The organism is Flavobacterium kingsejongi, assembly GCF_003076475.1.
Classification (GTDB): domain Bacteria; phylum Bacteroidota; class Bacteroidia; order Flavobacteriales; family Flavobacteriaceae; genus Flavobacterium; species Flavobacterium kingsejongi.
The window spans coordinates 3,883,335-3,898,100 of the sequence record NZ_CP020919.1 but is presented as its reverse complement, the minus strand read 5'-3'; the positions used below and the strand labels follow the sequence as shown (position 1 = coordinate 3,898,100).

Annotated in this window: 13 protein-coding genes; 4 read left to right on the top strand and 9 right to left on the bottom strand. The window is 38.2% G+C overall.

The window, feature by feature from the left end; genetic code table 11:
• Positions 1 to 17: 17 nt before the first annotated feature.
• The gene (locus FK004_RS17555; protein ID WP_108738436.1) at positions 18 to 1,490 is read right to left on the bottom strand and encodes a SusD/RagB family nutrient-binding outer membrane lipoprotein; all 1,473 of its coding nucleotides are present in this window, start codon (positions 1,488 to 1,490) and stop codon (positions 18 to 20) included.
• Between the two features lie 11 nt (positions 1,491 to 1,501).
• Positions 1,502 to 4,681 carry a SusC/RagA family TonB-linked outer membrane protein gene (locus FK004_RS17550; RefSeq protein WP_108738435.1) on the bottom strand — a complete coding sequence of 1,060 codons (3,180 nt, stop codon included), beginning with the start codon at positions 4,679 to 4,681 and terminating at the stop codon, positions 1,502 to 1,504.
• A gap of 547 nt (positions 4,682 to 5,228) precedes the next feature.
• Here FK004_RS17550 and FK004_RS17540 point away from each other — a divergent pair.
• On the top strand, positions 5,229 to 5,768 hold the full coding sequence (locus FK004_RS17540; protein ID WP_108738433.1) for a hypothetical protein: 540 nt from the start codon (positions 5,229 to 5,231) through the stop codon (positions 5,766 to 5,768).
• 100 nt (positions 5,769 to 5,868) lie between these two features.
• Here the strand turns inward: FK004_RS17540 and FK004_RS17535 are convergent, their stop codons facing one another.
• The 5 genes from FK004_RS17535 to istA form a co-directional block, all read right to left on the bottom strand.
• The gene (locus FK004_RS17535) at positions 5,869 to 6,543 is read right to left on the bottom strand and encodes a hypothetical protein (RefSeq protein WP_108738432.1); all 675 of its coding nucleotides are present in this window, start codon (positions 6,541 to 6,543) and stop codon (positions 5,869 to 5,871) included.
• Between the two features lie 137 nt (positions 6,544 to 6,680).
• Positions 6,681 to 7,880: an N-acetylmuramoyl-L-alanine amidase gene (locus tag FK004_RS17530; RefSeq protein WP_108738431.1), complete on the bottom strand. Its 1,200-nt coding sequence runs from the start codon at positions 7,878 to 7,880 to the stop codon at positions 6,681 to 6,683.
• Between the two features lies 1 nt (position 7,881).
• A complete protein-coding gene (locus FK004_RS17525) occupies positions 7,882 to 8,358 on the bottom strand; it encodes a TolB family protein (protein ID WP_108738430.1) in 477 nt (158 codons plus the stop codon).
• A gap of 155 nt (positions 8,359 to 8,513) precedes the next feature.
• On the bottom strand, positions 8,514 to 9,251 hold the full coding sequence (gene istB / locus FK004_RS17520) for an IS21-like element helper ATPase IstB (protein WP_056251131.1): 738 nt from the start codon (positions 9,249 to 9,251) through the stop codon (positions 8,514 to 8,516).
• Between the two features lie 16 nt (positions 9,252 to 9,267).
• A complete protein-coding gene (gene istA, locus FK004_RS17515) occupies positions 9,268 to 10,815 on the bottom strand; it encodes an IS21 family transposase (RefSeq protein WP_108735486.1) in 1,548 nt (515 codons plus the stop codon).
• Between the two features lie 322 nt (positions 10,816 to 11,137).
• Between istA and FK004_RS17510 the strand changes: the two genes are divergently transcribed.
• The 3 genes from FK004_RS17510 to FK004_RS17500 all read left to right on the top strand — a co-directional run bounded on the left by FK004_RS17510 (position 11,138) and on the right by FK004_RS17500 (position 12,869).
• Positions 11,138 to 11,665: a transposase gene (locus FK004_RS17510; protein WP_157956147.1), complete on the top strand. Its 528-nt coding sequence runs from the start codon at positions 11,138 to 11,140 to the stop codon at positions 11,663 to 11,665.
• Between the two features lie 103 nt (positions 11,666 to 11,768).
• The gene (locus FK004_RS17505) at positions 11,769 to 12,389 is read left to right on the top strand and encodes a tetratricopeptide repeat protein (RefSeq protein ID WP_108738428.1); all 621 of its coding nucleotides are present in this window, start codon (positions 11,769 to 11,771) and stop codon (positions 12,387 to 12,389) included.
• Positions 12,390 to 12,401: 12 nt separating this feature from the next.
• On the top strand, positions 12,402 to 12,869 hold the full coding sequence (locus tag FK004_RS17500; RefSeq protein ID WP_108738427.1) for a hypothetical protein: 468 nt from the start codon (positions 12,402 to 12,404) through the stop codon (positions 12,867 to 12,869).
• A 58-nt stretch (positions 12,870 to 12,927) separates the two neighbouring features.
• Here the strand turns inward: FK004_RS17500 and FK004_RS17495 are convergent, their stop codons facing one another.
• Together FK004_RS17495 and FK004_RS17490 are read right to left on the bottom strand one after the other, a co-directional pair.
• Positions 12,928 to 13,206, bottom strand: coding sequence for a helix-turn-helix domain-containing protein (locus FK004_RS17495; protein ID WP_108738426.1), 279 nt, complete (start codon positions 13,204 to 13,206; stop codon positions 12,928 to 12,930).
• Positions 13,207 to 13,418: 212 nt separating this feature from the next.
• The gene (locus tag FK004_RS17490; RefSeq protein ID WP_108738425.1) at positions 13,419 to 14,654 is read right to left on the bottom strand and encodes a site-specific integrase; all 1,236 of its coding nucleotides are present in this window, start codon (positions 14,652 to 14,654) and stop codon (positions 13,419 to 13,421) included.
• Positions 14,655 to 14,766 lie beyond the last annotated feature (112 nt).

The following is a 14,766-nucleotide window of genomic DNA, read 5'->3' as shown; positions in this document are numbered from 1 at the left end:
AAGTGAACCATCACTACTTAGTTCACATCCCAAAAAAGTTTGGTATCCATTTTATCACCACCAATCGCTGCTGCAGCTGCGGACCAATTGGCACCATTTTGGGTTTGTTCCGAAAGGGGATAGGTAAACCGTACGGGAACTGTAGTAATCACCTGTGCGGTAGGCGGTGCAACCAATGCCGGCGCATCGAGGCGCCTGAATACCGTCCAGGCTTCAAAACCACGATTGTATAACGCAATCCACGATTGTACGCCAATTTTTTGTTTGTAGCTTCCCGCTGCTGTAGTATAGGCTACTTCGGGTTGTGCCAGATAGGCCGAAATATCACTATCAGGAATTCCCCAATAGTTCATATTGGCTGTGATCGCCTGGTTGTATAATGTTTCGGCATTTCCACCTACATTATAACCTCTTTCTGTGGCTTCTGCCAACAAAAAACTCGCTTCGGAATAATCAAATAATACACCTTCCAAATCCGGTTTGAAAAAAGCACGTCCAATGTGGGATGTATTGGCATAGCTCGTTAAAGCGCCATATAACGCTCCAACATAAGCACCATCCAGTTTATCGACAAAAAATACATCCCTCCGGGGATCGTTTAGGCCGTTTAAGGCATTCACATACGTATCGGCAGGAGCGAAATCCCTTCGGTTACTCTGAACTAAATCGGCCCATAATGGATGGGTATTTGGAAAAGATCCAGAATAGGTGATAGTAGCATTATCGAGTGGATTGCTGATGACCCCACTGGCATACGCTTCTTCCACCAGTATTTTGGAAAGTGCCGGGTCACTATCGGCCAATAGCATTCCCATACGCAATTTGATACTGTTCCCATAGGTAAGCCATTTTCCGGCATCACCTCTAAAAATAAGATCAGCAGAACCATTGCCATACGGCTCTGTAAAACTACCATAATCAGGATCCAGGTCGAGGATGGCGGTGTTCAGGCGTTGGATCAGATCAGTATAAATTGTGGCAGCATCGTCATATTCCGGACTGATGTTGTTAATATCCAATGCCTGACTGTAAGGTACATTACCAAAAACATCAATCAGGGACTGCCAGGCCACTACAGATTGTATTTCCAGTATAGCCAGTTTGTTTTTCCTGCGTATCACGTCTTCTGCGGTATCACCACCACTTGCCTGTGCCTGAATAAGCTTGTGTGCTTCGTCCAAATCTTTAAGGATGTCCTTGTAAAGCATGCTCCAGGTTCTGCCGGCAACATTCCGTGTAGTGAGGTTATAATTGGACTCATCAGGATAGGAAATTCCGGTCCAATGTTGTGCAAATAACCGAAAGAGATTACGGTTGGAATTAGTATTCATCAACCATACGCCATATTCTTTCTGTGCATTGGTCATTAATCCTTCGGGCAGTGCTTTTTCAAAACCCTTATCGTTGTCATTTAACCCACTGAGGTCATCCGAACAGGAGATGGTGCAAAATAACAGCCCGCTGAATAGTATAAGAAATCTTTTTTTCATCGTTTTATTTTTTAGAATTGCAGTTTAATATTAAAACTAATGTCCCTCGTGGTAGGCATTACACCTGACTGAAAGCCCTGATTGTTTCCGGAGCTTAATCCGGCTTCGGGATCGGCATCCGGCATATTCTTGTGAATGATCCACAAATTCGATCCTGTCAGGGTAAAAGTGACATCTTTGAAAAATGTTTTTTCCAGCATTTTAGTGGGTACGGCATAGGCTAATGATAACTCCCTAAGTTTTACATAGGAACCATCATATACAAATTCGGAGTTTGGTAATTTTTTATACCCTGTAGTCCCTGAATTGTATTCTATTCTTTTGTCGTTTGGAGTTCCATCAGGTTTAACCCCCGGGTTGATAATCCCCCCACCTTCAGAAATCGGATTCCTTTTTGGGTTTCCAAGATCATTATTCCCGACGCTGTTTTCATACAGTCCGGTAGACTGTCCATAGGACTGGTCAATAGAATACACATCTCCGCCTTTTTTAACATCAATAAGAAAGCTCAGGGACATGTTCTTATAGGTGAAAGTATTGCTTACTCCACCAATCCAGTCGGGTTGTGAGTTTCCGATGATCTGGTCGCTATCAGAAATGACATAGAAACCGTTTTCGTCCACCAGGCGCTCTCCATTTACATAGACATAATCGGTTCCTTTCATGACACCTATTGGCTGCCCAACTTCGGCATTCATCGTCACACCACCCTGAAAACTCCCGAGAACAAGGTTGTCAACCCCATTATAAAGGGAAAGAACTTCATTTTTATTCTTAGACCAGTTGACATTCACTTTCCAGGCAAAATTTTCCGTTTTGATTGGTGTGGCGTTCAGCATTAGTTCTACTCCGGTATTCTGAACTTCTCCGGCATTAACCCAAAAAGAAGAATAACCAGTGGCTGCTGTAACATTAATGGGCATAATCAGGTTGGAAGTATTGCTTTTATAAACGGATACATCAAATCCCAGTCGTTTATTGAAGAATTGCATTTCCAATCCAGCTTCAACACTTCTGGTATTTTCATTTTTAAGATTCGGATTTCGCTTCGAATCGGGAACAGAAAAAGAATGTTCTGCACCTACGGAAGGTGGTTTGGAATAGAGGTCTCTCAACACTGCAAAAGCCGCATCACTTCCTACTTCAGCATAATTGGCTCGGAACTTACCAAAAGACAACCATTCCCCTTCGATATGGTTGGAGAAAATATAACTTGCTGTAAGAGACGGATAATAATATACTGCATTGTCTTTTGGAAGGGTAGAGGAATGGTCTCTTCGGATGGTACCTTCCATGAAAAAGGTATCATCCAGCCCAAATGAGGCACTACCATAAATTCCGTCTACACCTACGGTACTCCTGGATTCTGTTGGAGCATTGATCGGATTCAGGGAATTAGAAATGGTATATACTTCCGGTACCAAAAGGCCACCATTGGTGGTAGAGAAAACAGAGTTTATAGTCGTACGTCGAATATTAGATCCCAACATCCCCGCAAAAGAAATCCTGTCAGAAATTGCAGCCTTAAAGTTTAAGATCATATCGTAGTTCATTTCCCGGAATGTTTTGTCATAACGGCTGTATTTCGATACCGGATTTGATCCTACCGCTACACGTTCTTCCTGTAATTCGCTGTATTCATCTACAGAAACCCTACCGGTCGCTGACATCCAGCTGTTCACTTCATAATCCAGTCCTACATTTCCGAAGAAACGCTCCCGCGTGAAATTATTGTAATTTTTATACCGTTGCCAATAGGGATTATCCCAGTAAGCCGGCGATTTATCATCCGCACCATTCGGATTCCAGGATATATTCCTGCCTGTATTCTCAAAAGCTTGTCTTTGATCCTGCAGGTCTACGTTATTTTGCCACCATTGTCGGAATCCTGACAGTATATTATCAGAATATCCCGTTTCATTTAAACCCGTTCCATTGGTTTTGATATAATTGGCATTCACCGTTGCTTTTAATTTGTCATTGAGCTTATGGCTACCGCTAAAACTGGCATTATCACGAACTAATTTACTGTTGGGCAATATACCATTTTGATCAAATTTGGAATAACTCAAACGGAAGGAACCAGTATCGGAACTCCCTGTGATCGAAACACTATTGGTAAGTATCACATTGTTTTGAAAAAAGCTTTCCGGACCATTTTTAGCACCGACCCATGCTTTTTTCTTCATGTAATTAGGAGATTCAGGATCAAAGGAATCCCACTGGTAAACCATAAGGTTTGGATCAAAAGCGCTACCGAAGGAAGCATCAGCACTGGTTTGTGCTATTGGAGATTCAATCGTTCCATCGCCATTAATATCGCCCGATCCAAATCCTGGAGCATAACCGGCACCGTATTGTTTTTGGTACTTCGGAAAAGTAGAACGATCAATCTGGCCAATGGAAACACCACTGTTTACAGTTACACCCAGTCCTTTACCTTTTTTGCCCTTTTTAGTTGTAATGATTATAGCGCCATTTGCAGCTCTTGAACCATACAACGCGGTTGCAGCAGCACCTTTTAAGATGTTCATGGATTCGATATCTTCCGGATTGATATCGGAAGCTGTATTGCCATAATCATAACCGCCACCACCGGAAAGTTGCCCGGAAGTATTGGAATTGGAATTGTCAATAGGCATTCCATCGACAACCCATAGCGCCTGGTTGTTGCCCGTTAAACTCGAAGGCCCCCTGACAATAACATTCGTAGACCCTCCAATATTGTTGTTCCGCCGAATCTGTACCCCGGAAGCTTTACCCGAAATGGAATTGGCAATGTTACCGGAATTCACCTTATTCAGGTCTTCTCCTTTGATTTCCTGAGTGGCATATCCGAGTTGTTTCTTATCTCTTTTTATACCTAATGCCGTCACAACAACATCGTCGAGTTCATGTGCATCAGAAAGTAGTTTTACATTGATACTTGAAGTACTTACTGTAATATCCTGTGTTTGCATCCCCAAAAAGCTAAAGCTTAGCACTTGCCCTTTGTTTGCTTTTATAGTATATTTTCCATCAAAATCGGTAGCCACGCCTGTGGAGGTACCTTTTACAAGGACGTTTACCCCGGGAGTTGGGAATCCACTATCATCAGTAACAATACCGCTGACAGTAAGTTCCTGCCCAAACCCGGTTTGTACGACTAATAATAGCATTAGTAATAGTAAACCGCTGATTCTTTTTTTCATTTAATTGTTTTTTATAGGTTGATTATTGTTGTTGTAGTACAGGTGTTGGTCGCTCACTTTATGCCATAGGTATATTGAATTAAAAGGTTAAACATTATTTTAATTGTTGATGTATTCGAAATGGAAAATGGGATGGGGAAAAATAAAAATAGCGGGGGTTATATGGATGATACACTTTTTGATTTATAGTAGAAAACGTTTTCGTAGTGTATCTGAAAATCAAATGTATATTTTAGGAACAATAAAATGTACCCCAATAAGTTATAAAAATATCAGATTACGACATATTGCAAAAAAAATGTTAAAAAGGATTTCTAAATGAGAATGTGAGTTGTAGTGAGCAAAATATATTTTGAACCACTCAACAAATAAATTGGAAATTATTCGCTGTATATCAGGCAATAAAGTCTTTTTTTTACGTTATAGTAGTTATTAATAGAATACTAATTATATTTGGCTTTTTTAAAATACTTTAATACTATAATTAGCATAACGTAAAAACAATAGTGCTATAATTTTAAAGACGGCAATAAAATACCATAGATTGATGAAAATAATTAAAAATATAGGAAAAGGCATCGCTGTACTGGTCCTTTCAGCGTTTGTTTTAGGATTGCTTATCGCATGTTTACCATTTATTATTATCTATGCTATTTTTAGTTATTTTGAAGATACTCTTTTCCATAATGCCTATACAAAATACCTGCATTCTATTGAAGGAACCTGTTTCTTTTGTTATAATAACAGAGAAACCAGTAAGTCTTTTATTGAAACGGAAATTATTCCCAATCTGTCGGAAAATGTTGAAATTATCTATGTGGAAGGAAAATCACCGCGATCGGATTATACTACTGAATATATAGCTAAAGCACTTTTTAATATAAAAAACCGTTCAGGATACCCTTATTTGCTGTATGTTTCAAAAGGGAAAGTGGTGGATTTATCTATCAATAAAGAAGTGTACCAAACGCTTGAACATGCTTTTGAACCAACACTACTGACCACGCAAATTGCCAATTTCTTTAGTACAGCAGAATCGGGACACACCCCGGATCTTGAAGATATAGCGCTTCTATCTCTAAATTAATTTTTTGAATGCTACGATTATTATAAAAAACGCTTCTGTCACAGAAGCGTTTTTTTATGCAGTATAATGTTTGCAGAAATCAGGTATGCCTATGAAAGTATTACTTCACAGCAACAGGTTGGTTTGAATTGGCAGCATTATTTTTCCGGTAATAGTATATAATAAACCCGATTTGCATCAGGGTTCCCAAAACAGAGGGCAAAAACTGGCTATAAGGCTGGTAGTCTTCAAAAACGGTTCCCGAAAATGCAGATAGCAAGGCTGAAAAAGCGCCTATCATTTTAAAAATATGTTCGTAAAGCCATATATTTCCATACTTTGCTTTTGGAATGAGATAGCGGATAAAATCATAGGCGGTAATCATCAGTAATGTCCCTACCGTACTGTAGATAATGATAGGTGACCACATCATACCGATAGATTTGAAATAATACAAAAAATAAAATACACAGGCGATTGCGCTGACCGCGGCAAGTATATCAATCCATTTGGGCTGGTTGGATTTGGCCTGTAACGTACGGTATCCTGAAAAGCCAAAATAGCCGCTTAGTATTGTAATTACCAATAGAAATGTATTTCGCTTAAAAACAAAAACGCCGACCAGGCCTGTGACAATCACAATTACAAGCAAAAGTAAAAATAGAATACCGCTTTTGGTGTGTATCCTGCCACCCTTTTTTGTCAATAGCGCCACAATACCAATCAATAAGGCGATCGATCCTGCGGTTACATGGATAAAAATATTGGTGAGATGTAAAGAAGAATAGTGCTCCATAAGTCCTGTACAATTGCTGTGGTGAAAATACTGTTTTTTAAGAAGATACGGCAAAGAACTATCGAAGCATTGCAACTATAAAAAAATCTGAAGCCGGTGAAAGCTTCAGATTTGTAATAAGGCACTAAATCAGACTATTATTTTTTAATAATTTTTTTAGTGAACTCCTGTGTTCCGTTTGTAACCTTTAAAAAATAGGTATTCGGAGCAAATCCAGAGAGATCGATTTCAATTCCGGAATCATTATCATTAGTATAAACCCTTTGATTCAATATCATTTTTCCAGCGGTGTCATATATGCTATAATAGGTATCGTTATTTGTGGTATTCCCAATCGCCAATAGGAATTTTCCATCGCTTGGGTTAGGATAAATAGTAATATCAGATGCTTCCAGGCTGGTTACCGTATTACTTTTCCCAGCAGCACAGGCGATAGCCGTTTTAGATACATTTCCATTACTATTCGTCGTGGTACCTGTAGCATTTTTCGCTTTTATAGAGTAGGTATAGGAAGTCCCGGCCGTGATGAGGTAAGTGTTGAGAAAGGAGTTACCCGTTAAATCAGGGGCATAGAGGTTTCCGTTGCGATATACATCATAGGTTACGGCATTGGCTGAGGTGGTCCAGGTCAGGTTAATACCACTTTGAGTACCACTGCAAGTCGTGGTGGTAGCGATTGTAAAGGCTCCAGGTGCCGCAACAGCACTACAGGTGAGATTGAGGTCGGATTTAAGCGCATTAAAATAAGCAAGGGCAAAGTTATTCCTCCAGCTGTCGCTCGTTAGTTTAGCAGCATCAGTAGTATAATCTACAAAACCGATCTCATTAAGGCAGGCTGTAGTGGAAGAATAGCGCAGGACACCCAAATGGTAGGCCAGAAAATCAATATCATCTACACAACGCCTATTGTTCCATGAGCCTTGGGAAACCATATTGGCCTGGATTTTTTTTGCAAAAGCGATATCAGGAGCAGTATTGGTGTCGTCATAAGTACAATAGAATGTTTCTGTACCTGTACCGCCTCCGGCATTACAATGAATACTCAAAAAACGATCGGCATTCCAGTTATTGGACATTAATGCCCGTTGGTTTACAGAAATCCAGCCATTCAAATTTGTCGTTCGGGTCATGTATGCGGTCCAACTGCAGCTTCCCTGGATTAGAGTTCTTGTTTTTAATCCTACTGCGAGAGCAGTTTCAATTTCAGTAGCAGTCCTGCCATCAGGATTATCAGCTGTAGAAGTCCCATAGCCATGCCCCGGATCCAACACCACAATTTGTCCCTCCATTCCTAATGTAACAAGTAGTAAGCCCAGTATAAAAGTAATTTTTCTCATCTTATTTCAGGTTTAGGGTTGCTTTAAAAATTCGACCGGTTTTATCATCTGCAAAGATGACTTTGTCTCTGTGGATTGTAGGAAACATTTCGGCTACTTCTTCGGTATTGGTAATTTTTTTGGTGCGTGAATTTTGGACATCAAAAAGATACAATTCTGAATTTGAAACGGTGTGCCCGTTTTCACTCTCATCTAAAAAACCAATAATATACGTGTCATCATCGGACCATGCAGTTGCAATACCGGTACCTAATTTTTGGCCTTTCGCCTTGCCATCAATAGGATAAATGTAAATATCAGCGCCATTGTGTACGGCTACTTTTTTGCCATCATGGGATAGGATCGCATTGTAAAACTGCCCTTCATCGGGTGTTACGGTCCAGGTTTTCTCTGTTCCCAGTTCCCGGGCTTCAATTTTGAGATTGGTAAGGTTGGTATAAATCACTACAGGGGATTCTGAACCTTTAGCAGTCTGCAAATTCCGGTTATATTGATCACCCCATTCCGTTTTAAAGTGAGCACCTGATTCCAGTTCAAAATGACCACCTAATTCCGGTGCAAAGTGAGCACCTCCGTTTTGATTAAAAACTATATTTTTTCATCTGTTAATTAGTATTCAAATATAATAAAATATCACTCTTTGTTTATTCCTCTTTTCTTTCTCATGGATTCTCCATGTAATTCAAGCCTATGAGATTGGTGTATAAGTCTGTCTAATATTGCATCGGCTATCGTTTTTTCTCCAATTATATCATACCAGCCTTGAACTGGTATTTGTGATGTCACGATTATAGAGCCGTTATTATGCCTGTCCTCTATGATCTCTAAAAGAGTAATTCGGTTATGGCTGTCAAGTGCCTGGAGTCCAAAATCATCAAGTATTATAACATCCTGTCTTTGTATTTTGGTAAGTTCCCGTAGATAAGTACCATCTGCTTTAGCCATTTTTAGTCTAGCGAACAATTTTGAGGTATTAAAATAACTTACCTTAAAACCCTGTATACAGGCTTGATAACCTAATGCAGTACCTAAATAACTTTTACCGACACCGGTGCTTCCAGTGATTAAAATGTTTTCGTTTTTCTCTATAAATTCGCATTCTGCCAGACGCAGTACCATGTTTCGGTCCAGGTTACGTGATACATCAAAATTGATACTTTCAATATTTGATTTGTAATGGAATTTGGCATTAGTGATACTTCGTTCAATACGACGATTGTACCTTTCATCCCATTCTGCATCAATAATCATCGATACAAACTGGTCAAGGGTATAATGATCTGTTTTCCCGCTTTCAATGGCTGTTTTAAAAGCATTAAACATGCCATAAAGCTTCATTTGTTTCATTTTGGTTACTGTGGATTCATTCATTTTTTCAAGATTTAATTTAGTTATAATAGTGTTTTCCTCTTATGTTACTGTGATCGGGAAGTTCCTGCTCAGGTTCTTGATCAAAATCAATATGATCCAAGTTGTTTTCTAAAATGTTTTGTATGGTCTTAAAATTGTAAATTTTAAAATCAAGTGCCCGCCTGCAGGCATTTATTAATCGCTGTCTGCCTACCTTTTTTTCAAAATTCAGTATTCCTAAACAGCTTTTATAAGCCTGTTCTGGATGATTTCTGCTTTCGATTATCTGCATTATATATTCTCCTACTGACTCATCAATATTATTAGCCCATTCAATGAAGCGGGCAGCACTCCATTGGGCTACAAATTGATGTGTACTGGCTAAATGCTCAGGAGTTGTTGTATAGACATAAGGTTTGTAGTTTCTTGGATGTACAGCTATTCGATTGTATTTATAATAAATCTCTACTGTTGATTTGGTATATAACAGCTTGGCTTTCTTCTTTACATATTGATACGGAACGCTGTAATAGTTTTTGTCCTGGCTTAATTGAACATGACCGTTTTGCATTACTGTTGCAAAAGACTGGTATTTAATTTCAAAACGATCTTGTGGGAGTGGACGCAGTTTTTCTTTCTCGTCTTCTAAAAATAATTCAAAGCGGGAATAAGGGCGTCCTGTCAGTTTTCTGTTATTGTGAGAGTCAAGTAAATCCCAGATCTGCTGGTTTAATTCTTCCAGAGAAAAGAACTTAGTTTCTTTTATGGTTACATAAATCCTTCGATATAATATCTTAACAGCTCCTTCAACTAGTGACTTGTCTCTGGGCCTGTAAGCTCTGGCAGGTAAAATTGTGGTTTCGTAATGTTCTGCTAAATCAGCCAGGGTTTCATTGATTGTCGGTTCAAAACGACTGCTTTTTATTACGGCAGATTTTAAATTATCTGGAACAATGGCGGCAGGAGTGCCTTCAAAAAAGCGCATGGCATTTTCTACCGAGTCAACAAAGTTTTCCTTTTGCTGGCTCATGGAAGCTTCAGCATACGTGTATTGGCTAGCGCCCAATATTGCTACAAAAAATTGTACTTCTTTGACTTCTCCAGTATCTATATCAATAATTGAGAGTGTCTTTCCGGCATAATCAACATACATTTTATCACCAGCCTTATGGTTCATATGCATGACCGGATTAACTCGTTTGCCCCATATATTGTAATGATAATGAAATTGTGAAGTTCGATAACCATCAGGATTTACAGCAATATATTGTTCCCACATATGCTGTACGGTAACGCCAACTTTTTTTAGTTCACGTTCCATTTTAGGAAAAAAATCATAAAGTGTCTGTAATCTCGGGCTAATGGCCTCTACACTAGTCTGGGAGAATAAAAGTTCCAGCTCTGCATCGGTTTTTTGGTCGATTAATTCAAAGCTTAATTCGAGAACTTCAAATAAAGAAATATATTTCTTTACCGTATTTCTTGAAAGGGATAAGTAGCTACTTATAAATAACTTACTCTTTCCATTACAATAGAATTTAATTACTTTTCTAATTTTACTCATGTCTGTTATTTTGTTTGCCATAATCCGTAAATTTTTAACGAATGTATGGTTCTAACAACATGAAAAAATCAATAGTTTTTAATACTTAATTCACCACAAAACTTGGTGGTCAATTTGCTCCGGAATTAGGTGGTCAGTTTGCTCCGGAACGGGTGGTCAATTTACTCCGGAATTAGGTGGTCAAATTGACCGGTTTTTCCACATTAGGGCTCTTTTTGAAAATAAGGTTATAAGTTGGCAATCTGTTTACTATCACTATCGCAAGTGGAGTCTTTGCGGTTTCTGGAAAGCTTGTTGGATTAAATTCCTTAGCCGTCATCACTCAAAACTTGACCTTTCCAGTGTGGATTTGGACGGAAGCCATACTCCTGCTATCCGAGGCGGTGAACAGGTTGACTATCAAGGTCGGAAGAAGCGAAAAACAACTAATTCACTCTATCTAACCGATAGGCAAGGCTTGCCATTAGCAATGTCAGAACCTCTTGCGGGAAACCACAACGACCTGTATAATATTGAGGTTCAGTTTGAAGACATTACAGCAACATTAGAACAAGCCAATATTTCTGTAGATGGATTGTTCCTCAATGCAGACGCAGGTTTTGACTCTAAAGACTTAAGAAAAGCATGTTCAGATAAGAACATTCAAGCTAATATCTGTTTTAACAAACGTAACGGTCATAGTGAGAGGGATGAATATTTTGATGAGCAACTCTATAAGCAGAGATATACAATCGAACGCACAAATGCCTGGTTAGATGGGTTTAGGTCAATCTTAAATAGATATGACACAACAACTGAATCTTGGAAAGGATTCAATTATATAGCATTTATAGTAATAGCATCAAAAAAATTTAAAAAGGAAAAAGTTTAAACCACTTCAATATTAAGGATTGAGTGCTTTAATTCCATTAAGTATATAATGGACTACATTATTGAAAATTATCCAGGGAAGCAATACGGAATAAAAATAAGCTATGAAAAATGCACATCATATTATTATACTGCTACTTATAACATCACTTTCGAGTTGTCAAAGTAAAAGTGAACCAAAAAAAAATCTGGAAAAGGAAACAATTACAGACAAACCTGAATGCGAAATTATTTATAACAAGTATATTGAAAAAGCATCTAAGATGGAAAATGATAGTGCAATATACTTCCTAAATAAAAGTATAAACTGTGATCCAGCTAATAATGATTATAAATTTAGCAAAGCACAATTTTTCGTTGATAATCAAAAGTACCAAGAGGCACTTAATCAGCTAAACGAGATTAAAATTGATTCAATTGATCCGTCACTTAAGCTTTTTAGTTGTGCGCTAAAACTAAAACTTAATAATGATGATGCAGATAAAGACTTACGTGAGGTCTATACTAAAATAGCAAAAATTAAGAAACCAACTTCCAGCAATATTTTTTATAAGCTAGCATTGGACAATTATTTTAAAGATAAAGATTATGCGCTGGAACAGCTTAAATTTTACAAAAAACAATATGCATCAGATTATGACAAACAAAATTTAGATGCACTGGAAAATTATATTGTTACAGATGATAAAAGAAATGTTCTATTTAAAGTTTTCAATATTCGATAGCGTAATTAATGCATGAAAAAAATAATTTTAATTTTGGTGTGTATATTTTGTGAAATAGCATTGGCACAAGATGCAAAAAGAACATTCAATTTTATTATTACAGTAGATGAAAATATAGCTACAACGCTTCATGGTGGTGAAATTATTTTGAGTAAAGCAAATGATATTTTCAGAACTATTCACCTAACTTATGACCCGGGAAACTTATCCATGAATCAAACGGATTATGATGAAATCATAAAATTTGACGGATCAATAACCTTAAAATTTGATTATCACGAATATGTGAAAGACGAGCAGAAAGTTATAAATTATGAAATCGAAATGGGTAAAATTTGGTTTGAACAGTCATATCTAATTTTAAACATCTTAAACACCAATAAGAAAAAATACAAAAAGGTGGAACCATTACAAGGGAAAGAATATACTTTTGAGTTGCAGTACCCTACAGGGCAGATGCTGCGAGTCCGAAAAAAATAACATGATGGGAACGTTTTAATAGTAAGGTTCATATTGTTAGTAGACAGATTTTATCCGATTACTTAATTTTATTGTCCCCATCCATAAGTTTTTGAATATCTTCATAGCGATAGTACATAAGTCCACCAATTTTATTATAAGGAAGGGTGCCATTTATTCGTAGGTTTTGCAATGTCCCTGCTGAAATACTTAGAAGTTTACGAACTTCATAACTTTTGAGCCATACCCGCGTTTCCTCGCCTGGTTTACGCGGATATTGCTGGTATCTCCTAATTTCTTCTAACAGTTCTTTTTTAAATTTATCAAGGTCATCCCTAGTAATAAGATCCACATTCATAATTCTCACTTTTACATTGAACAATATCTAACTTAGCTTTTGGTAGTTTTTACAAACCATTACAAAGTAAACTCATCAGGGGTATAAAATAATAAACTGTCGATGTTTGGCTGATTGTGGCTCTCTTTTACCAGAAAAATGCGTTGTTATCATATAAACAAAAGGTGGTCTATATCGACCACCTTTTAAATTACTATCTTTTTTTGATTGTCTTATGCATCAGCAGACATTCGTTGTTTAAGATTATACATATCTTCACTAAGCTTAGACTCTACAACCTTTGCATATATCTGAGTAGTCCGGATACTGGTATGGCCGAGCATTTTCGAGACGCTTTCTATTGGTACCCCATTACTCAGAGTAACAGTAGTCGCAAAAGTATGACGTGCTATATGGAATGTCAACGTCTTGCTTATCCCACAAATGTCAGCAACCTCTTTCAAGTAGCCATTCATTCGCTGATTTGAAATTACAGGGAAGACTGTACCGTTATTTAGAGCCCTCGGATTATCTCTATATTTCTCCATCAATTCTATTGCCTGTGGCAGCAGCGGTACACGTACGCCAGTATCTGTTTTTGCCCTGCTTGTAGATATCCAAAGTCCTCCGTCTATACCTGTGATAACCTTGATGGGGGTTAGTTCATAGAGGTCAATATATGCAAGACCAGTATAGCAGCTGAAAAGAAACATATCCCTAACATGACTCAGCCGTTCGATAGACAGCTCTTTGTCTGCCAATCCAGCAAGCTCCTCGCTGTTCAATGACTCGCGTTCCACTTTATCGAAACGTTTCTTAAAGCTGGCAAAAGGGTCTTTGGCAAGCCAATCCAGCTGGACAGCCATGTTTATCATTTTGCGCAGCCTTTCAATATGCTTCATTATGCCGTTGTTGTTGAGTGGCTTTTGGTGGTCCTTGGGAACATAATTAAATAGGTAGCGTTCAAAATCTAGAATAAACTTGTACTTCAGCTGGGAAAGGGCAATGTCATTTCTATACAGTTTCTCCTTTAGGAATGCTTTTACATACCGCTGTGTGGTGTAGTAATTTTTCATTGTTCCGGGAGCGAGTTTGTGCAGCTGCTGCTCATTGTGATACTCCATCAGTGCAACTAATGTTGGAGCGAGGTGGTCTGTGCCTAAAACCCGGTCTCGAATTGCAGGCCCATCTATCGCGGCGTCGGTCAGAACCATCTGCTGGTACGCATTTATGATTTTTGCCTTGAATTGGTTTATGAACATGTTAAGTTCAGCTGTCTCTTTACGGTTTCCCTTTGTCATTCCCTTTCTTTCATCCCATTCACTTGCATTAACCGATCGCTTTACCGAAATCTCGGTCCGTTTCCCATTTACTGTTACTCGGGCACAGATAGGAGCCGAACCCTGTGCCGAAGTTTTTTGTGTCTTAAGGTAAAAAAGTACCCCGAATGTAGTGCTTGCTGTTTTCATATCTCAAAAATTTAATGTTTCAAAAGATTTGCACATTAAATGGTCTCAATACAGCTGATTTTATGATCAAATAAAAACGCGTATTCGAGATGCATCAAATGTTAAAATTTGA